This is a genomic window from Chlorogloeopsis sp. ULAP01, from assembly GCF_030381805.1.
Classification (GTDB): Bacteria; Cyanobacteriota; Cyanobacteriia; order Cyanobacteriales; family Nostocaceae; genus Chlorogloeopsis.
Window position 1 is genome coordinate 75,467 of record NZ_JAUDRH010000010.1, and the last position, 23,802, is coordinate 99,268.

At 41.4% G+C, this 23,802-nt stretch carries 24 protein-coding genes; 10 read left to right on the forward strand and 14 right to left on the reverse strand.

The window, feature by feature from the left end; genetic code table 11:
• Positions 1–33 precede the first annotated feature (33 nt).
• The 3 genes from sufD to sufB form a co-directional block, all read right to left on the reverse strand.
• Positions 34–1,398, reverse strand: a complete 1,365-nt coding sequence (gene sufD / locus QUB80_RS20080; protein ID WP_289791286.1) for a Fe-S cluster assembly protein SufD — start codon at positions 1,396–1,398, stop codon at positions 34–36.
• A complete protein-coding gene (gene sufC / locus QUB80_RS20085) occupies positions 1,395–2,186 on the reverse strand; it encodes a Fe-S cluster assembly ATPase SufC (RefSeq protein ID WP_289791287.1) in 792 nt (263 codons plus the stop codon). Before sufC ends, sufD begins: the two co-directional genes overlap by 4 nt.
• A gap of 130 nt (positions 2,187–2,316) precedes the next feature.
• Positions 2,317–3,753: a Fe-S cluster assembly protein SufB gene (sufB, locus tag QUB80_RS20090; RefSeq protein ID WP_289791288.1), complete on the reverse strand. Its 1,437-nt coding sequence runs from the start codon at positions 3,751–3,753 to the stop codon at positions 2,317–2,319.
• Positions 3,754–3,976: 223 nt separating this feature from the next.
• On the opposite strand from sufB, the gene sufR reads away from it, so the two are divergent.
• On the forward strand, positions 3,977–4,651 hold the full coding sequence (sufR, locus tag QUB80_RS20095; RefSeq protein WP_289791474.1) for an iron-sulfur cluster biosynthesis transcriptional regulator SufR: 675 nt from the start codon (positions 3,977–3,979) through the stop codon (positions 4,649–4,651).
• 131 nt (positions 4,652–4,782) lie between these two features.
• The gene (locus QUB80_RS20100) at positions 4,783–5,043 is read left to right on the forward strand and encodes an NDH complex assembly factor CRR9 (protein WP_289791289.1); all 261 of its coding nucleotides are present in this window, start codon (positions 4,783–4,785) and stop codon (positions 5,041–5,043) included.
• 155 nt (positions 5,044–5,198) lie between these two features.
• Here the strand turns inward: QUB80_RS20100 and QUB80_RS20105 are convergent, their stop codons facing one another.
• Both QUB80_RS20105 and QUB80_RS20110 read right to left on the reverse strand, forming a co-directional pair.
• A complete protein-coding gene (locus tag QUB80_RS20105; protein WP_289791290.1) occupies positions 5,199–5,837 on the reverse strand; it encodes a hypothetical protein in 639 nt (212 codons plus the stop codon).
• Between the two features lie 485 nt (positions 5,838–6,322).
• The gene (locus QUB80_RS20110) at positions 6,323–6,649 is read right to left on the reverse strand and encodes a YbjQ family protein (protein ID WP_289791291.1); all 327 of its coding nucleotides are present in this window, start codon (positions 6,647–6,649) and stop codon (positions 6,323–6,325) included.
• Positions 6,650–7,550: 901 nt separating this feature from the next.
• Between QUB80_RS20110 and QUB80_RS20115 the strand changes: the two genes are divergently transcribed.
• Complete coding sequence (locus QUB80_RS20115) at positions 7,551–8,174, forward strand: tetratricopeptide repeat protein (protein WP_289791475.1); 624 nt, start codon at positions 7,551–7,553, stop codon at positions 8,172–8,174.
• A gap of 295 nt (positions 8,175–8,469) precedes the next feature.
• Here QUB80_RS20115 and QUB80_RS20120 read toward each other — a convergent pair whose 3' ends face one another.
• Genes QUB80_RS20120 through ndhC form a run of 3 tightly spaced genes read right to left on the reverse strand, consistent with a single transcriptional unit; the run spans position 8,470 to position 10,086 of the window.
• Positions 8,470–8,994 carry an NAD(P)H-quinone oxidoreductase subunit J gene (locus QUB80_RS20120; RefSeq protein ID WP_289791292.1) on the reverse strand — a complete coding sequence of 175 codons (525 nt, stop codon included), beginning with the start codon at positions 8,992–8,994 and terminating at the stop codon, positions 8,470–8,472.
• Entirely contained in the window at positions 8,987–9,733 is a 747-nt protein-coding gene (locus QUB80_RS20125; RefSeq protein ID WP_289791293.1) for an NADH dehydrogenase subunit K, read from the reverse strand. The genes QUB80_RS20120 and QUB80_RS20125 overlap by 8 nt, the downstream gene beginning before the upstream one ends.
• On the reverse strand, positions 9,724–10,086 hold the full coding sequence (ndhC, locus tag QUB80_RS20130; protein ID WP_289791294.1) for a photosynthetic/respiratory NAD(P)H-quinone oxidoreductase subunit C: 363 nt from the start codon (positions 10,084–10,086) through the stop codon (positions 9,724–9,726). Before ndhC ends, QUB80_RS20125 begins: the two co-directional genes overlap by 10 nt.
• Before the next feature lie 194 nt (positions 10,087–10,280).
• On the opposite strand from ndhC, the gene QUB80_RS20135 reads away from it, so the two are divergent.
• The 6 genes from QUB80_RS20135 to QUB80_RS20160 all read left to right on the forward strand — a co-directional run bounded on the left by QUB80_RS20135 (position 10,281) and on the right by QUB80_RS20160 (position 12,555).
• Positions 10,281–10,616: a rubredoxin gene (locus tag QUB80_RS20135; RefSeq protein WP_289791295.1), complete on the forward strand. Its 336-nt coding sequence runs from the start codon at positions 10,281–10,283 to the stop codon at positions 10,614–10,616.
• Between the two features lie 85 nt (positions 10,617–10,701).
• Positions 10,702–11,724: a photosynthesis system II assembly factor Ycf48 gene (locus tag QUB80_RS20140; protein WP_289791296.1), complete on the forward strand. Its 1,023-nt coding sequence runs from the start codon at positions 10,702–10,704 to the stop codon at positions 11,722–11,724.
• Between the two features lie 116 nt (positions 11,725–11,840).
• Positions 11,841–12,089 (forward strand): cytochrome b559 subunit alpha, encoded by a 249-nt coding sequence (gene psbE, locus QUB80_RS20145; protein ID WP_016876450.1) that lies wholly within the window; start codon positions 11,841–11,843, stop codon positions 12,087–12,089.
• A 9-nt stretch (positions 12,090–12,098) separates the two neighbouring features.
• Positions 12,099–12,236 (forward strand): cytochrome b559 subunit beta, encoded by a 138-nt coding sequence (gene psbF / locus QUB80_RS20150; RefSeq protein ID WP_016876451.1) that lies wholly within the window; start codon positions 12,099–12,101, stop codon positions 12,234–12,236.
• A gap of 9 nt (positions 12,237–12,245) precedes the next feature.
• Positions 12,246–12,365 (forward strand): photosystem II reaction center protein PsbL, encoded by a 120-nt coding sequence (gene psbL / locus QUB80_RS20155; protein ID WP_071588463.1) that lies wholly within the window; start codon positions 12,246–12,248, stop codon positions 12,363–12,365.
• 70 nt (positions 12,366–12,435) lie between these two features.
• Positions 12,436–12,555 carry a photosystem II reaction center protein J gene (locus QUB80_RS20160; protein ID WP_289791297.1) on the forward strand — a complete coding sequence of 40 codons (120 nt, stop codon included), beginning with the start codon at positions 12,436–12,438 and terminating at the stop codon, positions 12,553–12,555.
• Positions 12,556–12,805: 250 nt separating this feature from the next.
• On the opposite strand, the gene psaI is transcribed toward QUB80_RS20160, so the two are convergent.
• The 6 genes from psaI to QUB80_RS20190 all read right to left on the reverse strand — a co-directional run bounded on the left by psaI (position 12,806) and on the right by QUB80_RS20190 (position 19,792).
• Positions 12,806–12,916, reverse strand: coding sequence for a photosystem I reaction center subunit VIII (gene psaI, locus QUB80_RS20165; RefSeq protein WP_016876452.1), 111 nt, complete (start codon positions 12,914–12,916; stop codon positions 12,806–12,808).
• Between the two features lie 153 nt (positions 12,917–13,069).
• Positions 13,070–15,508 carry a hypothetical protein gene (locus QUB80_RS20170; RefSeq protein WP_289791298.1) on the reverse strand — a complete coding sequence of 813 codons (2,439 nt, stop codon included), beginning with the start codon at positions 15,506–15,508 and terminating at the stop codon, positions 13,070–13,072.
• A 368-nt stretch (positions 15,509–15,876) separates the two neighbouring features.
• The gene (locus QUB80_RS20175; RefSeq protein ID WP_289791299.1) at positions 15,877–16,122 is read right to left on the reverse strand and encodes a hypothetical protein; all 246 of its coding nucleotides are present in this window, start codon (positions 16,120–16,122) and stop codon (positions 15,877–15,879) included.
• Between the two features lie 3 nt (positions 16,123–16,125).
• On the reverse strand, positions 16,126–17,007 hold the full coding sequence (locus QUB80_RS20180) for a hypothetical protein (RefSeq protein ID WP_289791300.1): 882 nt from the start codon (positions 17,005–17,007) through the stop codon (positions 16,126–16,128).
• A gap of 166 nt (positions 17,008–17,173) precedes the next feature.
• The gene (locus tag QUB80_RS20185; RefSeq protein ID WP_289791301.1) at positions 17,174–17,950 is read right to left on the reverse strand and encodes an RNA polymerase sigma factor SigF; all 777 of its coding nucleotides are present in this window, start codon (positions 17,948–17,950) and stop codon (positions 17,174–17,176) included.
• Between the two features lie 516 nt (positions 17,951–18,466).
• Positions 18,467–19,792, reverse strand: a complete 1,326-nt coding sequence (locus QUB80_RS20190; protein ID WP_289791302.1) for a hemolysin family protein — start codon at positions 19,790–19,792, stop codon at positions 18,467–18,469.
• A 302-nt stretch (positions 19,793–20,094) separates the two neighbouring features.
• Between QUB80_RS20190 and mfd the strand changes: the two genes are divergently transcribed.
• Positions 20,095–23,646: a transcription-repair coupling factor gene (mfd, locus tag QUB80_RS20195; RefSeq protein ID WP_289791303.1), complete on the forward strand. Its 3,552-nt coding sequence runs from the start codon at positions 20,095–20,097 to the stop codon at positions 23,644–23,646.
• The last annotated feature ends 156 nt before the right edge of the window (positions 23,647–23,802 follow it).

Here is a 23,802-nt window from a genome sequence, read left to right on the forward strand (position 1 = left end):
CATCAAACCCGCCTGTACATATAGTCAATAGGTTTAAGCTTTAGACTGTAGACTATTGACGGATTGTGTGAGTCTTTCGCGCAAAGAGGCTACAGGAATTTGATTAATAATTTCAGCCGCGAAGGCATTAATTAATAAGTTTCGTGCATCTTGTTCATCGATTCCTCGGCTTTGCAGATAGAAGATTTCATCATCTTCTAGTTGGCTGACAGTGGCACCGTGAGCGCACTTTACATTATCTGCTGTAATTTCTAACTGCGGTTTAGTATCAATTCTGGCTTTAGATGATAGTAGCAAATTGCGATTCAACTGTGATGCATCTGTTAGCTGTGCGGGTTTGGGGACAAAAACTTTGCCATTGAAGACAGCATGAGCGCGATCGCCTACTATCGTTTTATGTAGCTGCTGAGTTCTACCGTGAGGATAGTTGAGTGCGATCGCACTGTGGGTATCTGCCAACTGGTTACCACCGATAATCGTCAATCCATTCAGGGTAGTTTCCGTTTCCTCGCCAGTTTGTAAAATTTCTAAATTGTGCCGCGATAACCTGGCACCCAAAGAAATGGCATTACAAATATAGCGACTGTAGCGTGCTTGGGTAACGGCAGTTTTCCCGATATGAAAACCCTCTGTACTATCCAACTCCAAGCGCGTGTGATTTACCTGAGCATTTTCCTCAACAAAAATCTCCGTCACCGCATTGGTAAAGTAAACTTCTTCCTTCGCGCTTTTTGCGTCTGTGCGGTTTTTGTACTCCTCCACCAAAGTCACCTGCGCTCCACTTTCCGCTACCACCAAGCAACGCGGCAAAGAAATTGTTGGTGCCTCTCCAGCAGCAATAAACACTAAATGAATTGGTGTTTCTACTACTACATTCTTAGGCACCCAAATGACTGCCACATCATTGATGCCAGCAGTATTAAGGGCAGTAAAGACTTCCAGCGCGCCTTCAGACTGTGCTAAATATTGCTGCACGCGCTGGCTGTAGGCTACAGGTAAATCAGCTAAATTGCTAATTACCACCCCATCAGGCAAAGAAGCGATCGCTGATAACTCTGGTGCATAGCTACCGTTAACGAACACCAAGCGAGAGTTAGCAGTTTCCGACAGAGTTTGTGATTGTACAGATATGCCACTAGGTGTTGGTATACTAAATTTTACCTGCCGTAGATCCGACAAATCAGTAAAGCGCCATTCTTCATCGCGGGTGGTAGGAAGAGTAGAGCGACGCACCCAACTAGCAGCGCGATCGCGCATTTGTTGCAACCAACCTTCTGTTTTTGCTTCGCTTACCCGATCTAATAACTCACTTAGATAAGCATCTCGATCTAGCAGGGTAGTTGCCAAGCTAACTTCACTTGAGTTAGGTATAGGACTGGGAGAAACTGAAATTGTCATTGTACACCCACCTCAATCGCAGCTTCTTCCAACAGCCAGTCATATCCACGGGTTTCTAATTCCAGCGCCAACTCCTTACCACCAGACTTAATAATCCGTCCATTTGCCATCACATGCACGTAATCCGGCACAATGTAGTTAAGTAAACGCTGGTAATGGGTAATCATTATTGTGGCATTCTCTGGACTAGTCAAATGATTAACACCATTAGCCACTATCTTTAAGGCGTCAATATCCAAACCAGAATCTGTTTCATCCAAAATTGCTAGCTTCGGTTCTAGTAGCGCCATTTGCAAAATTTCATTCCGCTTTTTCTCGCCACCAGAAAAACCTTCATTCACGCTTCGATTCAGGAAAGCAGCATCCATTTTCACAACTTCTAGCTTTTCCTCTACCAAATCGTCAAAATCAAACGCATCCAGTTCCTCTAATCCCTGTCCCTTCCGACGAGAATTGTAAGCGACACGCAAGAAATCCAAATTGCTGACGCCAGGAATTTCTAAAGGATACTGAAACGCTAGAAATATACCAGTTCTGGCGCGTTCTTCTGGTTCCATTTCTAGAAGATTTTGTCTTTGAAAAATCACCTCACCGCCAGTTACTTCATACGCCGGATGCCCAGCCAGCACTTTAGAAAAGGTACTCTTACCAGAACCATTTGGCCCCATAATCGCATGGATTTCTCCCAAACGTACCTCAAGATTTACACCCTTGAGAATTGGTGTCCCATCAACCTCGGCTGTCAAATCATGCACAGACAGCACAACTTCACTATTTTCAATAATCATGTTCTCTCTCTATTACTTCTCTTTCTCTGCGCTCTCTGCATCACGGCGGTTTTTTTATTTCAACCACAGATGCACACCCATAAACACAGATAAATCATCTGTGTGCATCTTTTGGTTATCTGTGTCCGATTTATCCAACACTACCTTCCAACTTCAAACTCAACAGCTTATCAGCTTCCACAGCAAATTCCATCGGCAGATGATTAAACACATCCTTACAGAAGCCACTAATCATCAGCTTCACTGCGTCTTCTGCCGAAATACCTCGCTGTGCGAAGTAAAATAGTTGGTCTTCTCCTATTTTGGAAGTAGAAGCTTCGTGTTCTACTTTAGCGGTATTATTCTGGACTTGAATGTAAGGAAAAGTATTAGCATGGGCATTATCACCAATCAGCATGGAGTCACACTGAGAGTAATTCCGCGCTTTTTGGGCTTTGGGGCCAATTTTTACTAAACCTCGATAGCTATTGCTTGATTTCCCGGCAGAAATCCCTTTAGAAATAATGGTACTGCGAGTATTTTTACCGATGTGAACCATTTTTGTGCCAGTATCAGCTTGCTGCATATTATTAGTTAACGCCACAGAGTAAAACTCACCAACAGAGTTATCACCCACCAGCACACAGCTAGGATACTTCCAAGTAATAGCAGAACCAGTTTCCACCTGCGTCCAAGAAATCTTGGAATTGACACCTTGGCACAAACCGCGCTTGGTGACAAAGTTGTAAATACCGCCTTTGCCGCTTTCATCTCCAGCGTACCAATTTTGTACGGTGGAGTATTTAATTTCAGCGTTGTCGAGAGCAACGAGTTCTACAACTGCCGCGTGCAGTTGGTTGCTGTCGTACATCGGTGCCGTACAACCTTCTAAGTAAGAAACGTAGCTGTCTTCCTCAGCAACAATTAATGTCCGCTCAAATTGCCCTGTTTCGCCGTTATTAATGCGGAAGTAAGTAGACAATTCCATCGGGCATTTCACACCTTTGGGAATGTAGACAAAGGAACCATCGCTGAAGACTGCGGAGTTTAAAGCCGCAAAGTAGTTATCTGCAACTGGAACCACACTACCCAGGTACTTCTTCACTAGTTCTGGGTATTCCTGCAATGCTTCGGAAATAGAACAGAAAATCACTCCTTCTTTGGCTAGCTTTTCCTTGAAGGTGGTGGCGACGGAAACACTATCGAAAATGGCATCTACAGCGACATTTGCCAACCGTTTTTGCTCTGATAGGGGAATGCCTAATTTCTCAAAGGTTTCCAAAAGGGTAGGATCTACTTCTTCCAAGCTTTGCTTCTTAGCTTTTTGCTTGGGTGCTGAGTAATAGATAATATTTTGATAATCAATCGGTGGATACTTGACACTGGGCCAAGTTGGTTCTGTCATTTTTTGCCACTGGCGGTAAGCTCGCAGGCGAAATTCCAGCATAAACTCCGGCTCGTTCTTCTTCGCGGAGATCATGCGGATGACGTCTTCATTTAGTCCACGAGGAATAGTATCTACCTCGATATTGGTAACGAAGCCATATTTGTAGGGCTGGTTGACTAAAGTTTTGACAGTGGCACTCATTGCTTATAGTCTCTCGTGTTCGCAAAATCAATCTCTTTAAGGCTGGAAGACGGGATATTGCTAGGCAATTCCCATATCGTGTTACCAACTGGTCACACGGCTGTTAGAATAAGGATAACTACTAAAACAACAGCTATGTTGTTTAACACATCTTCATTTTAAGCTAGATTAACAACAATATTGTTGTCAAAGTGAAATTTTCTAATAAAATTTTGGGACGATGATGGCGACTACCCACCAGTCCTCAACTAAACAAGACATACTCCAGTATCTCCTGAAACACATCCAAGCAACCGCTTTGGAACTTGCCACCGCTTTAGAGATTAGCCCCCAAGCGATTCGTCGTCATCTCAAAGACTTGGAGGCAGAGCAGTTAATTGTCTATTCATCGGTGCAAGTGGGAATGGGACGTCCCCAGCACGTTTATAAATTAAGTAGTAAGGGAAGCGATCGCTTACGTGGAGAATTTGCTGATAGCTATGGCGAGTTCGCCGTTTCCTTACTAGATGCTTTAGCAGAAACGGTAGGACACGACCAAGTAAGTACAATTTTAAAAATACAATGGCAGCGTAAAACACAAGAATATCGAGAACGCTTGGGTAACGGCTCGTTGAGCGATCGCGTTGCAATCTTGGTAGAACTGAGAAAAGCTGAAGGCTACATGGCGGAGTGCCACCCCATAGATACTTCTAACAGCCGCGATTGCTTTATCATCACTGAGCATAACTGCGCTATTTCTAACGTTGCAGAGTCTTTCCCCAGTGTTTGTGTTCACGAACTAGAAATGTTTGCCGCCGTTTTGCCGGATTGCACAGTGGAACGTACTCACTGGATCATTAACGGTGAGCATCGTTGTGGATATTTAGTACAAGCAAGAAAAAATAGACTTAATGAATAAATAATTGAATTGTTACTATCACTCTATGTCAGAGATTATGGGTAATTGGTAATTGCTTTTACGAATTGGGAATAATTTGATGAAGCCATTACCTATTCACGATTTTAAAATGGTGAGTTTTAGATTTAGTTATGAATTTTCCACCAACCCAACCGTCAGAACAATTTTTAACTTCAGAAGAGTCAGCAAAAGTAGATGCTGCTTTGCTTTCCTCACCAGAAAAGTTTTTGACAAGATTAACTATTTCATCACTTAAACTTTTAAAGCACATTGCCACCGAGTACAATGTTCCAGTTGAAGATTTAACCTCAGAGCAGGTGATTACGTGGTTTGAAAAGGATGGCAAGATTAGACGAGAGCAGGGTTTGGAAGCAGCATATTTAAAGTGGTAAGGAGTTAGTAGTTATTGATGTAGTTATTTGTTTATTAATTGCTAAAAGCTAAACTTACTAGCTACTTACCTTATTAAATATAGTAAAAAGCACCTTTTTTAGGTGCCAAAATTGATATTTTATTATATTATTCCGAAGGCTCTAAATTTTATGAGCTACGCTCTGTAATTTTGCCCATTGCGAGGACTGCGAGCACCGACAACAGCTCCAATCATCGAAGCAATTAATCCTAACAAAGAACCAAATACAAACCACCACAATCCAGAACGTACATTCGCTGCAATTTCACGAGCTTGTTGAGCGCTGACTTGAGGCGTTTGTTGCGGTACATTTAAGCCACCCGGCTGTTGAACTTGGTTAAGAACTGCCGCCGCATTGGAAGCCGCTACTCCAAAAGCACCTGATACACCACTTGCAAGTAACCAGGAGCTAACTGCTAGAGTTGTTGCCCAGAGTATCGCACCATTGAGAAGAGCTGTATTGCGATTCATAGGGCCACAAGCACGGGCTGTTACCCAACCACCAGTAAATAGAGAAATTAACAAAGCGATAGTTGACCAAATTCCGACATTACCGGCAACATCAGGTGAAATTGTTCTTGGTCTACCCGAACCTTCAACTGTACCTGCCCCTAATGCTCCAATGATGGCACTTAAAATCAGCTGAGTTGCAATAGCAATTAGTAAGCCGGAAATAATAGGCCCCCAACGAACGCGATCATGGTAATCAACAACTCTAGTAGCTACAGCAGGTTCATTAATAACATCGTCACCTACACGATTTACATAAGACATAAGGTATAGTCTCCTGACTCTTTTTCTTGATGATTTTCGCTATTTTTATGCTTATCTTAAAATTAAATTGCTATCTCTAACTTTGAATATCTATCGATAGAAAGAGTTACTCTCTCTATCTTTAGCAATAAAACATATACTGCTTTTATTACATTAGATACAAGCTGCTTTTCAAGTATATAATATCAACGTTATTAAGAACTACTAGGGTTGATGAAATATTAAAAAAAGTAAAGTCTAAATAATTAGACAGTTACTCAAAATAAGTTTAAAAATTACATTGCATTATTAAGCTATTTGACAGCAATATGCATAAAACCAAAATGATTTTTGATAAATATCAGCTTGATTGTTAGTAAGCTGTCCCTTGAAGTCTCCCATGGCCAAAGCTCGAAAAAAGTACTAATACCAACTTATGTATAGTTAAGCTTAATTATTTTTGGCTAACTAAAAAACTGGTATTAATACTAAGTCATTCTTACTACTTAACGTATCTTTACAGCAGTTCCTGTCGCGGTAATTAACAACAGAACACCCGATTGATCAACGTTGATTGTGCCAGTGTCAATTTCAATACCAATAACAGCATCTGCACCTAAACGAAGCGCTCGTTGTTCTAATTCTGCTAGTGCTTTTCTTTGACCTTCTTCAAAGAGGCGCTCGTAGCTGCCAGTGCGTCCTCCAATAATATCTCTCAAGCTAGCAAAAAAATCTCGTAGGAAATTGCTACCATAAACAACTTCTGCCGTTACAATACCTAAGTATGAATCAACAATCACACCTTGAATGACATCAGTGGTAGTTAAAATCATAGATTACCCTTAAAAACCCAACTATCAACTCATGTTAATTTAGAATTCATACACACTAAGGAGAAATACAAAATCGTTTTTGTCAGCGTTAGTGTTATAACTCAGTAAATTTATATAGCCCTACTTAAAATATAGAAGTTAGGAATTGAGAATCAAATAGTTAAATAATAATAATGAATGTGTTACATATTTTTGCAGAATATTGTTCTGTCTTATTTTTTTGATAAGCTATAGATTATATCTATCTAGCTTTATTTCACTGAATTAAATTTACTGCTGTAGACTACTGGGTAAATTAGTAAATATATATTGTCTCAACCTCTAGCATTAGTGGCTTTGATGGGGTTTATTAGCTATAAATATTTTGCTTTCAAGTTTATAATTATACATGGTTAAAAAGTACAATTTTAGATTGTGTATTGAAGATAATTAGGCAGGTATAGCTAAATCTTAAACATCAATTTTTAGACAGTATATAGACATAGTCTTTTACCTACTAATGGACAGACTGTAACTACAGTAGGCATTTAGCAACTCCTGCAAGTAATCGCCTAAGGCAATGTCTGAACGGCATATATTCCTAATATGAATTTTCTGTTACATAACTTCTAACAGTCAGTTAATTCAATAATTTCTGTAGACCATTCTTTATAATTAATTCAGAAAAAGTATCAAAAAAAACTAACTGTGTTAGTATTGACCGCAGTCAATTAATATTGCACTGCTATAAATCTTTGGTAAAAGTTAATTAATAGAGTTTGCAAAGCTGAAGATTTTTGTTTTAATGGACAAGAAATCACGGAACTTTATAAATGTTGCATAAAGACCAGGGTATTTTGCTGTGTACAGACAAACACTACTCTTAATTAAAGTTTTCTTTGTAGGAAGCATTGCCGTAACAATGTCTTTGTCGGCTTCTGCTCAAATTTTGCTTGCACAAAATCAAAGTAGCGCACAAGTCAAGGAACTTTTGCAAGAAGGGCGTAATTTAGTGCAAGCTGGTGATTACAATCGTGCGATCGCAATTTATCAACAAGCAGCAGAATTAGAGCCAAAAAATGCCTCTATTTATTCTGGCATCGGTTATTTATATGCATTGCAAGGAAATTATTCAGCAGCTTTAAACGCTTATCGTCGTGCTACTGCTCTCAATCCCAATAATAGTGATTATCAATATGCTCTTGGCTACGTTAGTGGCAACTTAGGAGATAATGCCAGAGCCAAAGAAGCTTATCGTCGGGCGATCCAGATGAATCGTAGTAACGTTAATGCTTATGTAGGATTAGCAACTATTCTGCTGCGACTTGGAGACTACAAAAGTGTACAGTGGGCATACGAGGAAGCAGTGAAGCTTGCTCCCAAAAATCCTCAAGTTTATGAATTGCGAGGAGCTATGTTAAAAAAGCAAGGTAAAGCGAAAGAAGCGATCGCTATTTTTAGAAAAGCACGGGACTTGTACGAACAACAGGGTAAATATGACAGTGTCACTAGGGTAGAAGCTACGCTACGCGAGTTAGGAGTGTGAGATGAGATAAGCTAAGTAAAATTTTCAGCTACTATGACTCCTAACAATAATCTTGTGTATTAACTTGAACTATCTTTTACTTCTTCTTTGGCGATATTTCTAATTACTTTTGTTTCACAGATGGACGTTTACGAATCACTTCATATTTTTTCAAAAGACGCTCACAAATACTTAAATTATGTAAGCTTTAGCAAAAAAAATTAAATTAGCCTGTTTTTTAGTTAATCTGCACCTAAATAATCAATTACCCCTCTGTGCAACAAAAGAGGGGTAGGAAGGTAAAATGCTACACGCTCTAATAAGCGTCTTGCAACTCATAAAAGTCAGGTGAAACGTAATCCTTACGCAAAGGCCAACCAACCCAATCTTCTGGCATTAAAATACGCTTCAAATCTGGGTGTCCCTCATAGACTATCCCGAACATATCGTAAGATTCACGCTCTTGCCAATCAGCCGTCTTCCAGATCCAGTAAACTGAAGGCACTCTGGGATTTTCTCTAGGTAAGAAAACTTTAATACGTACTTCTTCTGCCTGATCAACATTATCACTGACTTTGACCAAGTGATACATACTGACCAAATCCTGTCCAGGGCCTAAATCAATACCACACTGGCACTGAAGATAATTAAACCCGTAAGCATAAAGGGCAGTACAAATTGGTAACAAAAAATCAGGTTCTACCTTAATTATCTCTACCCCATTTGCATCAGGTGCTAAGGCCTCATTAGCAAAACCATTTTCCGTCAACCACTGAGAAGTTTTGCCTGCTTTGACTAAGGATTGTTCCTCTACTGGTACTGGTTTTGATTCTTCAGCCACGATTTGTCTCCTCCTTCTTCGCAGTCAACAGAGCAGGAGGTACAGGCAACCCGATTGCTTCTGTTAATTCCTTCGGTGGTGTAACGCGAGTATCAGAGAGCAAATATTTACCAGTGTGGACTTGGGGTACTGACTTCATGTTGTGAGTCGTACTGTAGTAGCGATGGGTTTGTTTAATTACACCACGCTCTTGGATCGAATCATTAGCTATTTTCTTCCGCAACTTGATAATTGCATCGATAATTGCTTCTGGACGTGGTGGGCAACCGGGTAAGTATACATCCACTGGAATCAGTTTATCGACTCCACGCACTGCTGTAGGTGAATCTACGCTGAACATTCCACCAGTAATTGTACAAGCCCCCATTGCAATCACATACTTTGGCTCAGGCATTTGTTCATAAAGACGCACCAGTTGAGGAGCCATCTTCATCGTGATTGTACCTGCTGTAATAATCAAATCGGCTTGCCGAGGGCTAGAACGGGGAATTAATCCGAAGCGGTCAAAGTCAAATCGGGAACCAATTAAAGCAGCAAACTCAATGAAGCAGCAAGCGGTACCAAACAGTAAAGGCCAAAGACTAGAAAGTCGCGCCCAGTTGTAGAGATCGTCAACTGTTGTCAAAATGACATTTTCTGACAACTCTTGAGTCACTGTCGGACGCCCAATTGGGCTGAGAATGCGCTCTTTTTGCTGTTGTTCCACATCTTTCGCTGTTAAATTAGCATCTAAGACCATTCCAATGCTCCTTTACGCCATGCATAAACTAGGGCAACTACAAGAATTGCAATAAAAATTAGTGCTTCAACAAATGCCAATAAGCCCAGACGGTGGAAAGCAACTGCCCAAGGATATAAGAACACTGTCTCCACATCAAACACGACGAATACTAGGGCAAACATATAGTAGCGGATATTGAACTGAATCCAGGCTCCGCCAATAGGTTCCATGCCCGATTCGTAAGTAGTGCGCCGTTCTGGGTTGCGACCGCTAGGCCGCAGGAGCTTGGACGCAGATAGAGCTAAGGCTGGCACTAGGCTACAGATAATTAAGAAGCCTAGAAGGTACTCGTAACCGCTAAGGACAAACACAATGAATATCTACCGCTATATAGTGCTAATAACTCTGTTACCTTCTTTTACATTATATCGATTTGACTATTCTGAAATTTGGAAAACAGACTAAAGGTAATTTGATTCCTTTTTGTCAGTGATAGAAAAACCTAACAGTTATGTCATAATTTTTAACGTAAGTTTAAGCTTTGACCCTCACCCATGCTACGGCTATGAGCGACCAAGCTGTTGAAAATCCAGTTTTAGACCGCTACGAGTGTCGTGCCTGCGGTTACGTCTATGAACCGAATAAGGGAGATGAAAAAAATGACATTCTCCCAGGCACGCCTTTTGCAGAACTGCCCTTGAATTGGCGCTGTCCAGTTTGCAGTGCCAAGAAGAACGCTTTCACCAATATCGGCCCTGCGGGTAAAGCTTCTGGCTTCCAAGAAAATCTCGGCTATGGTTTGGGTGTCAATAATTTGACGCCAACTCAAAAAAGTCTTTTGATTTTTGGTGCTTTGGCTCTTGGTTTCTTATTTTTCATGAGTCTTTATGGCTTGCAATAAGTCACGTTTTTAAGAGTTTAGGTAGGGTTCTGCCCTACCCACAGGAAATTCTAGACAAATTAACAAAAAACTAATAAATACAAAAATGCGCTCAAAAGTGAGAATCTGGCAACGAATATTTGCCTTATTTGCTGTTGTTTTAATGTGTGTTGGTTGTAGTAATGTTCCTTCAACAAGTTACAACCCTTGGGAAGTCATTTCCGTACCGACAGAAGCAAAACTACTGGATATAGCCTTTACTGACAATCCTAAACACGGCTATTTAGTAGGTAGTAACGCTACACTTTTGGAAACCAAAGACGGTGGCAATACCTGGCAACCAATAAAATTGCAACTAGATGACGACAAATATCGCTTTAACTCTGTCAGTTTTGCTGCCAAAGAAGGGTGGATTGTCGGTGAACCTTCTCTGTTGCTGCATAGCACTGATGAAGGTAATTCTTGGTCGCGCATCCCTCTAAGTGAAAAGTTACCAGGTAATCCGATTAATGTTCTAGCGCTAGGAGCCAAAACAGCTGAAATGGCTACTGATGTAGGAGCAATATACAAGACAACAGATGGAGGTCAAAACTGGAAAGCGCAAGTGGAAGAAGCAGTTGGTGTAGTGCGAAATATGGAACGTTCTGCTGATGGCAAATACGTTGCTGTTTCTGCCAAAGGTAACTTTTACTCAACTTGGGAACCAGGTGTAAATGCTTGGGTACCTCACAACCGCAATAGTTCCCGACGAGTGGAAAACATGGGCTTTACAGAAAGTGGACAAATGTGGATGCTAGCACGGGGGGGGCAGGTGCAATTTAGCGATCCAGCTAACCCTGACAAATGGTTGGAAGTGCAATATCCAGAAGTGTCTACTAGTTGGGGTTTGCTTGATTTGGCATATCGCACGCCTGAGGAAATTTGGATCAGTGGTGGCAGCGCCAATTTATTAAAGAGTTCTGATGGTGGCAAAACTTGGGAAAAAGACCGTGATGTTGAAAATGTGCCTGCCAATTTTTACAAAATAGTTTTCTTATCACCAGAACAAGGATTTGTAATTGGCGATCGCGGGATCTTACTTAAATATCAACCCAATATTGCACCTACTGCCAAATCAGAAGCAGCTTAGGTAACAACACAGGTATTAACTCCTAATTATGAGAAAGAAGTTGCAACTTGTAACTCTTTCTTAACTTTGTAGGATAATAAATTAATTAACAATAGATGACGGAGGTAGGAATCTAAATGTCAGGTAGTACTGGAGAACGTCCGTTTTCGGATATTATTACCAGCGTTCGCTATTGGGTAATTCACAGCATCACCATTCCTGCCTTATTTATCGCAGGTTGGTTATTTGTGAGTACAGGCTTGGCGTATGATGTGTTTGGCACACCTCGCCCGAACGAATATTACACCCAAGAACGGCAAGAATTGCCGATTGTGAATAACCGTTTTGATGCAAAACAACAAGTTGAAGAATTTATTGCAAAGTAGTTTGAAATTATGACTAGCGGCAGCAACGTTAACCAACCAGTACAATATCCAATTTTTACCGTCAGATGGCTGGCAGTTCACACCCTAGCTGTGCCTACTGTATTCTTTTTGGGCGCGATCGCCGCAATGCAGTTCATTCAACGCTAGGAGAGAACAATGGAAAGAAACACCAACCCTAATAATCAGCCGGTTGAATTAAACCGGACTTCTTTATACCTGGGACTGCTATTAGTTTTTGTTCTGGGGATTTTGTTTTCCAGTTACTTCTTTAACTAACTGGAAGCATTGGTATTAATTTTTGTTTATTTAACCTGCGTTGATTTTTTTGTTTAGGGAGGAGAATACAGTGTCTGAAAGTGGGAGAATTCCTTTGTGGGTTGTTGCGACAATCGCGGGCTTAGGTGTAATTACGGTTGTAGGCATTTTCTTCTATGGAGCCTATGCCGGAATTGGCTCATCTGTTTAAAATTGGCATGAGCCGCATAAAAACGGTCTCGAATTTTTTAGCACTGGTTTAAAAATCAGTATGAAAAAACCGCCTATCTCATAGAGACGGGCGGTATCATTTTTGTGTTTTTGTTAGTAGGTAGTAGGGGAGGGTTTGGTTGATGATATGAACGGTTACCACCGATAATTTATTTTTTAAACCCGCCCGTGCAGATCATAGGTAGTTTTGACCACTAACCACTATCTACTAAAGAATAAAAAAGACTAATTTAGACTAGATCCTCGCGTTCAATGTATACAAACAAAAACGCCATTGCTACAAATGGAAAAACTAGACCAGTCAAAGGAACGAAAATAGAAGGCAAAAATGAAGCAGCCATAGTAAATATTCCTGTTAAACCACACTACGATTCAAAATGAGCTTACTGCAAATTCAGCCTATTTTTGTAAATTCTAAAGATTTTTAACACTGTAAGGCCTTCTGTAAACAGGAGTTTAACAAATTTTGGCTAGCAATTTTTTACACAAGCATTTTATATATCCAGCATTTCATCTCGCTGCAAACTTAGTAAGTCTTCTGGAATCACACCTCGCGTGAGAGTGGCTTTATCGCTTTCTTGTTGAGTTGCCACATCTAGTGCGATCGCTTCAAAACGAATTTCTAAACAGCCAAAAGGAATCTGGATTATGGTAATAACTTCTAATCCTCCCAAAGAATTAGGCAATAAATTTGTAAATAAACGCGGCCCATCTAACAACCAGCGCATTTGGCAATCCTCTATCCATAACTTAACAGCAATACCAGGATGTGTACAAGGCATTTGTATGCGCACCCTCACAGATTTTCCAGAGATCAACTCACCTTCGGGTAAATGCAGTTGCGGAGTTGGTAGTGGCTCTGTAATGTTGCTAGTTATTGGCAGAGCAATTGGTATATCTGGCAAAATGTGTTTTTCTTCTTCAACAGAAGAGTAACCGACTTTTGCATTCACTTGGGCAGTAACTTTCACTTGGCTGTATGTATCATCTACAACAATTTCTTGCGTTAACCAAATTGGTGGTGTTTTAGGATGACGAAGAGGCGGTAGTTGATATAAGGGAGAAGCAACAAAAGGTGATGGTAGAAGAGGAAGGGAGAGTGTGAGGGGAGCCTCCTCATTTTCTTCCGCTTTTAGCTCTAAGTCTGACGTTATGAACAAATTGCTATCTTCTAATAAAAATTCGGGATTAACAGTTAGTGAAAATTGTTCCTGGGGTAGCTCTTGTGGAGTGGGAGTGTGGGTATTATAGTCTTCATATTCTACGTCGATAGGTTCGGATAAAGAGTATCCATTGTTGTGCATCCACTTCACAATCAAGGGAGAGACATAGGGATTTTGCACCGTCAATAAATGTGAGCTTGATGGGATAACTAATGCAACAGAGTCTTCAAAAGAGTCATCTTTGTGTTCTGTACCTTGCTCTGTAACTGATTGAGCTACATCTTCATTAGGCGTTATGTTTATGTCTTGATTTTCACCTTCCTCAGATATACATAAGTCCAGGGTTGTCCCTTCATGACAAATATCTTTTTGCTCTCCTGGCAAGTTTTTTACCCGTTTTAAAAATGGAAAAGTAGTATCTATTCTTGTGACTTGCTCAACAATGGTAAGAGTCTCTTCTTGTTTCAAATGCTGCAATTGAATCGATGATTGGGAAACATTAGCAGTATTTTGATTACTTTGACTATTGAGTTGTGAAAAGTTTGGTAATTGAGGTGAACGGCAACCCTCTAAATTGTCAGATGATTGAGGCTTGAGACGCGGTGGGAGAGATATTTTTGGGGCGGGATGAATTGGTGATTGAGCAATTTTTTTCGTTTTGACTATATTGAAAAGTTCCAAACCCAACTTTATTGGTGGCTCTGATGATTTGGCGTCGATAGGTGGCGTAGATGGTGTTTTGGCTTGCTCTTGCCAGTCTTCTAGTTCACGATTTTTGACTAAGGCACCCAGAGCTAATAATTCTGTAATATCTGCTGTAATTGTAAAAGACTGACTAGCTAGTAATACCGCTTCACTTGCAGGACTAAGTGTGCCGTGTAAACTGATATTACCCAAAATAAGTTTGGATTCGCACTCAGCCGGAATTTTTATAGAGCAGCTAATGGAAAATGGCAGCGGTTTTTCACTTAAGTTTTGTAGTACCTGATGAGTTAATATTTTCAAACCGTGAGGCAAGCGCAATTCGAGCCGCACCTGCCCAGCGTATATTTTTGGCAGATTAGTCGTTTCTTTTGGTTGTACGCACCCATTAAGGCTAAGTGTTTGTCCCCAACGAGCAATGTATGTTTCCTCTTCCAGAATGATTTGTAGCGGTAGTTCTGGAATAACTAGAGGATAATTAGCAGTCTTCTCGTCTTCTAAAAAAGTTTCTGAAGAAGGTAAAGCTAGATCTATCAGATTTTGTAAAATTTGTTGTGCTGTCTCTCCTTGGAGCCACACGGGGCTGACAGGTTGATCGATAATAGCATCTTCAGTAGTACTTTTAGTTTGTTTGACGATCGCAGATCTCTCCCCATTTTCAGGGCAGGTACAAGGCGCTACCCCTACGTTTCCTATCTCCCCATTTATTACCTGAGGCAGAACTTGCAATTGAACGCTGTATTGCCAGGGTTTACCGAGCAAGTCCGACATTAGATCACACGAGCATTGCAAATCCCATAAGCCAGGCTTGAGGAGGGTAAAAGGAATTACCGCCATTAAGCCTTCTGCATTAGTGCGGCGCGATCGCTTATGAATGCGTCGTTTCGATGGTAATTCCCCATGATTATTAGTTGAACTGTGAGTTATCCGCACTTCCACATTGGTATTGGTAAGGTTGGAGCGAGCCACAACTCTATACCTACCTTCCAAAATCTCTAGCTTTGGCGATTCCAGGAGATGCCAAGAGCGATCGCCCTGTTTCTGTATCAGAAATTGCCAGTTTTCCATCTTAATAGACGCCTAGACTGTAAAGCCGTTGTTGTCATTATTCCCTGATCTTGCTTGCCAGTTTACCTCAGCAAATTTCAATTTTATAACTTGATACATTGTTTCAATTCAAACACTAAACTGATAATTTTTGGCAGTGAAAAAGGCAGAAGGCAGTAGCCGCGCAAGCGTCTACTTACACTTATTCGCTCCGCGCAAGAGCGTAGATAGGCACAAGGGAAGAACGTCATTCAGATTTCCCCGCATTCGGTGTGTCCTCTTCTTGCCATTACCCAATCGCCAATACCTAGTACCTTATATTGTGCAATATAAAAAATTTGGGTGGAGAGACCTCAACCCAAAATATCTCGACTTATATATCTGAGTGATTAAACAATGTAGTGATTGCGATAGTAGGTCAAAATCTGTTCTATCCTTTGTCGGCTTTGGGAATTAGAATCAGAAGGATATGATATCCACAAGCCACTGATTTGACTTTGGCTGTAGTCAAACTCTTGGGAAGATTGGGGAATTAAACTCACTTCTATCCCTTCGACTTGACGTAAATGAGCTGCTATTTCTCGATAAACTGCTAAGGGTAAACTAGCAAATTCAACTTTTTCTTTTGTATCCATTGTTTACGAAGATCCGATCGCAAGTGGATTCTGAGTTGGTGATGTTTCCAAAACCGTATTTGGGGCAACTGCTGTTGTAGTCGCTGCGGTTGGGCTACCAGCAGGTACTTCTCCAACCATTTTGGCAACTTCTATACCATATTGTTCCAGAATAACGATCGGTTCTAAACCTTCATTCATTTCAATACGTTTAATTAGCACTCCGTTCGCCAATCGCTGTCCTGGCTGTACGTAACGACTTGTTGGTTCGTTGGGTACTTTAATAATTGCTTGAGGCTGATTGCCAAGTAAGACTACACCACTAACAACTACTGCTTTTGCTAAGTCAGGTTGTGGAGAGGGAGGTAAGGCAGCTTTGAGTTTCTGATCGGGGATAACCTGTGGTAGTACACGAGGCAACACAGAAGTTAAGCTAGGATTGCGATTGACTTTGGTATTTGCTGGATTTAATTTAGCTGTATTTGGTGAGTTTATCTTGGCAGACATAACTGCACTGCGTCTTTGTGGTGCTATTGCTACTTTTACCACTGCTGGTAGAGGTGGCAATAAAGGAACAGGTTTCAATGTGGCATTTGTATCTGGTAGTCCCTGGGGATATTGCTTAACAATTTGCTCAAACGGATCGCTCCGTCCTTTAGAGACGAAATTAATCCTTTCTGTGGCATTTGTTGGTTGAATTAAGCTAGGACTTGCTTGCGCAACTAGTGGAGTTTCTTTGGCTGGCACCACTGGATTGTTAAACTTTTGCGCCTGTGGCTGCTGAGTTTGCACTGGTGGGTTGCTCGTCTGTGGGGGATTATTCGCTTGTTGTTCTCCTTCCGAACCACACGAGGCGATCGCCAAAGACACAATGGCTGCAGCTAAAATTTTTGAATTTTTGTGCATTAACCTTTCTCTATAGCTACAGGTATATTTGCTTATCGAAGTCAACATACTGGAAATTTTTATCAAAGGCTAAATCTTATACCTTTATAACCTAATTTTCCGGTTGTCAAAGTATTTTTTTACACTTCATTGTCCAACAAAACTATTTTTTAGATGCGGCTGTCAGTTACTCTTCAGGCCCACCCATTAACTGTTTCAGCAAATCTAGTCCTTTTTTGACTCTACGGGAAACAGTGACAACACTAATACCTAGCTGTTCTGCTACTTGTTTTTGTGTCAAATCGTGTAAAAAAACAAACTCTAAAACTTCACGAGTACGCTTTTCTACCTTCACTAAAGCTTGTTGGAGGCGAATTTGATCTTCTTGTGCCAACTGAAAGCTACGGTAATGGTGATCTGGTACTAGTTCACCCAAGCTGGTAGATCCCTCTTCTCCATCTTGTACTGGTACATCCAAGCTGAGAGGAGCACGATTAATCCATGCTAATTTAATTTCCTGCCATTCTTGGGAAGAAATTTCCAGTGCTGCTGCTAGTTCTGAATCGGTTGGTTGGCGATTATATTTTTCTCGTAGAGAACGCGAAACTCCGATCGCCTGCTGTTGTAGGGCTAAGTAGCGCCTGGGAATGCGTACTGTTACACCTTTATCTCGGAGATAGTGTTGAATTTCACCGCGAATGTAAGGAATAGCAAAGGAACTGAAAGCATGCCCTTTAGATATTTCAAATCTTTCAATCGCCCGAATTAAACCCAGACAACCGACTTGAAGCAAGTCTTCATAGCTTTCTTGGCATTGATTCATCCAATAGTGAGCTTCTTTTCTCACCAATCCAAAATTGAGTTTTACAAGTTGATTGCGAATAACTGCTGATTGAGATTGCTGATATTCACGCAACAACTGCAAAATTTCATGTTTCAGTTCGTAAGTGACTGTAGTTGGCATAGCCCCGTGTTAATTTGTCAAACAAACTGCAATTGGTATGTATGTTTTGTAAACGCAAACAAAATTTTTGATATCGAAGGAAACCTTGGTATGCAAAATTTCGCCAGTTCCTGTTCCATAAGAAAACTAGCAATAGGCAGCACAAGCTTTTCGGTGTACACCGAAAAGCTTTACCGAGGTAACTGAACTTGTCGTTGGATATAGGGATATCTAAAAAACGCATTGCTCTATAAGACAGAGCAACCTTAACAGCAGACAAAAGTTCTAGGATGGAAATATCTGCTGTTGTAGGTTTATAGTTTTTTCAACACTACTTACAAAAGATATAAAATTTTTTACTAAAACAAAAACCGAAATTGTACTTAAATTAATTAATGTATTTATTAATTTAACTAGTTGCTGTCAACATCCCTAGTAGTATGTAATAAGTTATTTTCTCCGTAGTTTGTTCCATAAATATACGGAGAAAATACTAGTAGTATAAAGTATCTAATCTTAAAAGAGGCTCTATTTCAACTAGCCTTCTTTTTTACTATCCAAGGATTGTTTCTGCTTAGGTACTACTAGTACCTTATCAACACGATTACCATCCATATCCATAACTTCAAAGCGCATACCCTGCCATTCAAAATGATCTGCTGCTGAGGGAATACGGCCAAGATGAGTAATCACAAAACCACCTAGTGTTTGATAGTTGCCTTGATGCCCTCGCAGATATTCTTCAAGATCGAAAAGTTCAAAAAACTCTTCTACCGATAACATTCCATCTAGTAACCAAGAACCATCCTCTCGTTGTACAGCTTGGGGATTTTCTAGTTCTTCGGCGGAAGGAACATCACCAACAATTTCAATCATCACGTCGTTAAGAGTGACTAATCCCTGAATCACACCATATTCATCAACTACTAGTGCCATATGAGTGACGGTTTGTTTGAACAATTCCAGAACCTTCAAGCCACGAGTACTTTCTGGTACAAATACTGGCGATCGTAATCCCACCGTCAAATCTAACGGTTCCCCGGTTAAACTGCGGGCTAACAAATCAGTTACCGGGATCACACCTAAAACATTATCCAGCCCTCCTTGACAAACCGGATACCGAGAATATGGACTTTCAATCACCTTCTGTCGATTTTCTTCTACAGAATCCTCTAAATCCAACCAGACAATTTCTGGGCGAGGTGTCATAAACGAGCTAATGGGGCGATCGCCAAACCGAAATACTCGCTCTACCATATCTTGTTCTGCTTCTTCAAAGGTTCCCTCCTCTGTACCCTGCTCTATTAAGACTCTAATTTCTTCTTCTGTTACTTGTGGTTCATTAGATGGTCTGATACCCAAAGTTCGCACAACCGCATCAGTTGATATACTTAATAAATATACTAATGGTGCAGTAATTGTCGCTAGTAATTTCATGGGAATAGCAACAATCGAAGCAATTGGTTCCGGGCTGTTGAGAGCTATCCGTTTTGGTACTAATTCACCAAGAATTAGCGTCAGATAAGTAATAATTAAAACAGCTATGACGGTAGCGATCGCATCAGAATAGGATGCTAGCCAGGGCATTTGAATCAATAAAGGTTCTAATCTCCTAACAATCGTCGATTCGGCAAAAGCACCAGACAAGATACCCAGAAGAGTTATCCCTATTTGAACTGTAGCCAAAAATTGATTTGGGGAAGAGGCTAGTTCAAAGGCAACGCGAGCTTTTGGATCTCCCCGCTCTGCAAGCTGTTGTAAACGAACCTTGCGTGCTGAGACTATAGCCAACTCTGACATGACAAACAGGCTGTTGGCGAGGATGAGTAGGAAAATAATTAGGATTTCTACAGTTGGTGACATTCTTAAAAAATTGCCGATGCTATCGGCAAACCATACTTAAACTTTAATCTGAAATTAATATCTAGTATCCAAGATGTTTTTAGAGAACACTAAAAACATGGGAAAACAGCTATTAGTCATTATTCATAGGTGATTGAGCAAGAACACAGTTCGTATATTAGCTATCAGTAGTCGTAATTGTACTAGGGACTTACCTCTTTCAAACAAAGCTTCTACCATCCTTGACATTTCTAAAATAGTTAAAGTAGGGGCTATGATTATCCATTGCTGCTTAGAACGACTTCCACCTGTTTTTTGAACTTATGGCTTTTTCTTCCATTGTGCGTACTCTAGGGCGATCGCCGCTCACCACAGAGCTTATTAACAAGCTAAATCGACAACAAGATTTGCATTTAAATGGTATACCCCGGTTGCCAAAAGGCTTGATAGCGTCAAGTTTGGCTCAAACTGAGGGGCAGAATTTGTTTGTGGTTTGTGCAACTTTGGAAGAAGCAGGACGCTTTTCCGCACAGCTAGAGGCGATGGGATGGCAAACTGTGCATTTTTACCCAACTTCCGAAGCCTCTCCCTACGAACCTTTTGATCCTGAGACTGAAATGACTTGGGGACAGATGCAGGTGTTGGCGGATTTAGTCCAAGTGAGGGGACAGGGGACAGGAGATAGGGGACAGGAGATAGGAGACAGGAGACAAATTGCTGTTGTTGCCACTCATGCTGCTCTACAACTGCACCTGCCACCATTAGAAGTTTTCAAACCTTTCTGTCTGACTATTAAGTCTGGTATAGAGTTTGACCTAGATAGTTTTGGCGAAAAAATCACTAGTTTAGGTTACGAGCGGGTTCCTCTGGTAGAAACGGAAGGACAGTGGAGCCGCCGTGGCGATATTGTTGATGTATTTCCAGTGTCTTCTGAGTTGCCAGTACGCTTAGAATGGTTTGGTGATGAGATTGAACAAATACGAGAATTTGATCCGTCCACTCAGCGTTCTGCGTTAGATAAGGTTGAGCAGCTGATTCTCACTCCTACGAGCTTTTCCCCTGTAGTTCAATCGGCTTTAGGTGAAGAGGTGCTAGAAACAGTTAAAACTTATCTTTCTGTAGTTGAACAAGAACAGTTTGAAGCAGGTACATCTTTAGAAGGTAGTCGTCGCTTTTTAGGACTTGCTTTTCGCGAACCAGCTTCATTGTTAGATTATTTACCAGAAAATACCCTGATTGCCATTGATGAGCCAGAACAGTGTCACGCTCACAGCGATCGCTGGGTGGAGAATGCTGAGGAGCAGTGGTTAGCTTTAGGCAGTAAGGCAGCAGACGAGGATGGAGGCAGAAGCATCGAACAAGCCTTGATTGCCTTACCAAAAATTCATCGTTGGTTTGATGATTGTTTGGCTGCGTTGGCAGAGTTCAAGAGAGTATACTTATCAGAACTTGCAGAGGAAAATCAAGGTATAAATCTTGCCAGTCGTGGAGTACCAGCAACGCCTCATTCCTTCGCCAAAATTGCAGAAATACTACGACAAGAGCGCGATCGCAATTTTTCTATTTGGTTAATTTCGGCACAACCGAGTCGTTCTGTATCTCTACTACAAGAACATGACTGCCCGGCTCAGTTTATACCTAATCCCCGTGACTATCAAGCCATTGAAAAGCTACAAATTAATCACGTACCCATCGCCTTAAAATATTCCGGAATGGCAGAGTTAGAAGGTTTTATTCTGCCTACATTCCGTATCGTTATTATTACTGACCGTGAATTTTACGGGCAACATAGTCTCGCGACTTTTAGCTATGTCCGCAAGCGCAGAAAAGCTACTTCTAAACAAGTAGATCCTAATAAACTTCGCCCTGGCGATTTTGTGGTACACAGAAACCACGGTGTAGGTAAATTCCTCAAGTTGGAAAGTCTGACAATTAACCACGAAACCCGTGAGTACTTGGTAGTGCAATATGCCGATGGTTTGCTGCGGGTAGCAGCCGATCAAGTGGGTGCTTTGTCGCGATTTCGGACAACAACTCAGAAACCGCCAGAACTTAATAAAATGACTGGCAAAGCTTGGGAAAACACCAAGAATAAAGTCCGCAGAGCGATTAAGAAATTGGCGGTGGACTTGCTTAAATTGTATGCAGCGCGATCGCAACAAAAAGGTTTTGCCTTTCCAACAGATATGCCTTGGCAGCAGGAACTTGAAGACTCGTTCCCTTACCAACCCACAACCGATCAACTCAAGGCTGTACAAGATGTCAAACGGGATATGGAAAGCGATCGCCCAATGGATCGCTTAGTCTGTGGCGACGTTGGTTTTGGTAAAACTGAAGTAGCTATTCGCGCTATCTTTAAAGCTGTCACCGCCGGGAAACAGGTTGCACTCCTTGCACCTACTACCATCCTAACGCAACAACACTATCACACCCTCAAAGAACGCTTTGCCCCCTACCCGATTAACGTTGGGTTACTCAACCGCTTCCGCACTCCCCAAGAACGGCGCGAAATTCAAAAACGACTGGCAACGGGTGAGTTAGATATTGTTGTGGGTACGCACCAACTTTTGGGTAAAGAAGTTACTTTCAAAGAATTAGGGCTGTTGGTGGTGGATGAAGAACAGCGCTTTGGGGTGAACCAAAAAGAGAAAATTAAAACCCTCAAAACTCAGATTGATGTACTCACCCTCTCCGCTACCCCGATTCCCCGGACATTGTATATGTCTCTATCGGGAATTCGGGAAATGAGTTTGATTACCACACCGCCACCATCCCGCCGCCCAATTAAAACCCATCTGGCAGCGATGAACTCCGAAAGCATCCGTAGCGCAATTCGTCAGGAACTTGACAGAGGCGGGCAAGTTTTCTACGTAGTTCCACGGGTGGAAGGAATTGAAGAGACAGCAGGTAACTTGCGGGAGATGATACCGGGAGCAAGAATAGCGATCGCTCACGGACAAATGGACGAAAGCGAGTTAGAAGCAACGATGCTCTCTTTCAGCAGTGGTGAGGCAGATATCCTTGTCTGTACCACGATTATTGAATCTGGTTTGGATATTCCGCGAGTTAACACTATTTTGATTGAAGATGCCCACCGCTTTGGTTTAGCACAGTTATATCAATTGCGGGGACGTGTAGGACGTGCAGGTATTCAAGCTCATGCTTGGCTATTTTATCCTAAGCAAAGGACGTTATCTGATGCTGCGCGGCAACGCTTGCGGGCAATTCAGGAATTTACTCAATTGGGTTCCGGGTATCAATTAGCAATGCGCGATATGGAAATTCGCGGTGTTGGTAACTTGCTAGGTGCAGAACAATCCGGTCAGATGGATGTAATCGGTTTTGATTTATACATGGAAATGCTGGAAGAAGCGATTCGGGAAATCCGAGGGCAAGAAATTCCCAAAGTTGATGATACGCAGATTGACCTTAACCTGACAGCGTTTATTCCCGCAGATTATATTCCAGATATTGATCAAAAAGTGAGTGCCTACCGGGCGGTGGCGGCTGCTAAGTCTAAAGAAGAACTGAAACAAATTGCTGCTGAGTGGAGCGATCGCTATGGTACTGTTCCCACACCTGCAAATCAATTATTGCGGGTGATGGAATTGAAACAACTAGGCAAAAAGCTAGGCTTTAGCCGCATTAAACCAGAAGCCAAACAGCACGTTGTGTTAGAAACGCCGATGGAGGAACCAGCTTGGAACTTGTTGGCAGCGAATTTACCAGAAAATCTCAAGTCTCGTTTTGTTTATTCACCTGGTAAAGTCACAGTGCGGGGTTTGGGGGTTTTCAAGGCAGATCAACAGTTGCAAACCCTGATTGATGCGTTTGAGAAAATGCAGGGTGCGGTTGTGGAGGCGGTGGTTGTTTAAGATTAATTTCTCGTTGCCAGGTTGAACCTGGTAACGAGGGTGGTGGGCTGCCGCCTCCCGATACTACAACTGTGCAAGGGCTTACTGTAAGCATCAGCCTACTGTATTTTTTCAAAGTCTAAAATCTTCAAGTTTAAATAGAAATAGAGCTATATT

Bases quoted from the DNA above. Each gene is read 5' to 3' on its own strand.
- sufD (WP_289791286.1), bottom strand. From the start codon at position 1,398: ATGACAATTTCAGTTTCTCCCAGTCCTATACCTAACTCAAGTGAAGTT.
- sufC (WP_289791287.1), bottom strand. From the start codon at position 2,186: ATGATTATTGAAAATAGTGAAGTTGTGCTGTCTGTGCATGATTTGACA.
- sufB (WP_289791288.1), bottom strand. From the start codon at position 3,753: ATGAGTGCCACTGTCAAAACTTTAGTCAACCAGCCCTACAAATATGGC.
- sufR (WP_289791474.1), top strand. From the start codon at position 3,977: ATGGCGACTACCCACCAGTCCTCAACTAAACAAGACATACTCCAGTAT.
- QUB80_RS20100 (WP_289791289.1), top strand. From the start codon at position 4,783: ATGAATTTTCCACCAACCCAACCGTCAGAACAATTTTTAACTTCAGAA.
- QUB80_RS20105 (WP_289791290.1), bottom strand. From the start codon at position 5,837: ATGTCTTATGTAAATCGTGTAGGTGACGATGTTATTAATGAACCTGCT.
- QUB80_RS20110 (WP_289791291.1), bottom strand. From the start codon at position 6,649: ATGATTTTAACTACCACTGATGTCATTCAAGGTGTGATTGTTGATTCA.
- QUB80_RS20115 (WP_289791475.1), top strand. From the start codon at position 7,551: ATGTCTTTGTCGGCTTCTGCTCAAATTTTGCTTGCACAAAATCAAAGT.
- QUB80_RS20125 (WP_289791293.1), bottom strand. From the start codon at position 9,733: ATGGTCTTAGATGCTAATTTAACAGCGAAAGATGTGGAACAACAGCAA.
- QUB80_RS20135 (WP_289791295.1), top strand. From the start codon at position 10,281: ATGAGCGACCAAGCTGTTGAAAATCCAGTTTTAGACCGCTACGAGTGT.
- QUB80_RS20140 (WP_289791296.1), top strand. From the start codon at position 10,702: ATGCGCTCAAAAGTGAGAATCTGGCAACGAATATTTGCCTTATTTGCT.
- psbE (WP_016876450.1), top strand. From the start codon at position 11,841: ATGTCAGGTAGTACTGGAGAACGTCCGTTTTCGGATATTATTACCAGC.
- psbF (WP_016876451.1), top strand. From the start codon at position 12,099: ATGACTAGCGGCAGCAACGTTAACCAACCAGTACAATATCCAATTTTT.
- psbL (WP_071588463.1), top strand. From the start codon at position 12,246: ATGGAAAGAAACACCAACCCTAATAATCAGCCGGTTGAATTAAACCGG.
- psaI (WP_016876452.1), bottom strand. From the start codon at position 12,916: ATGGCTGCTTCATTTTTGCCTTCTATTTTCGTTCCTTTGACTGGTCTA.
- QUB80_RS20170 (WP_289791298.1), bottom strand. From the start codon at position 15,508: ATGGAAAACTGGCAATTTCTGATACAGAAACAGGGCGATCGCTCTTGG.
- QUB80_RS20175 (WP_289791299.1), bottom strand. From the start codon at position 16,122: ATGGATACAAAAGAAAAAGTTGAATTTGCTAGTTTACCCTTAGCAGTT.
- QUB80_RS20180 (WP_289791300.1), bottom strand. From the start codon at position 17,007: ATGCACAAAAATTCAAAAATTTTAGCTGCAGCCATTGTGTCTTTGGCG.
- QUB80_RS20185 (WP_289791301.1), bottom strand. From the start codon at position 17,950: ATGCCAACTACAGTCACTTACGAACTGAAACATGAAATTTTGCAGTTG.
- QUB80_RS20190 (WP_289791302.1), bottom strand. From the start codon at position 19,792: ATGTCACCAACTGTAGAAATCCTAATTATTTTCCTACTCATCCTCGCC.
- mfd (WP_289791303.1), top strand. From the start codon at position 20,095: ATGGCTTTTTCTTCCATTGTGCGTACTCTAGGGCGATCGCCGCTCACC.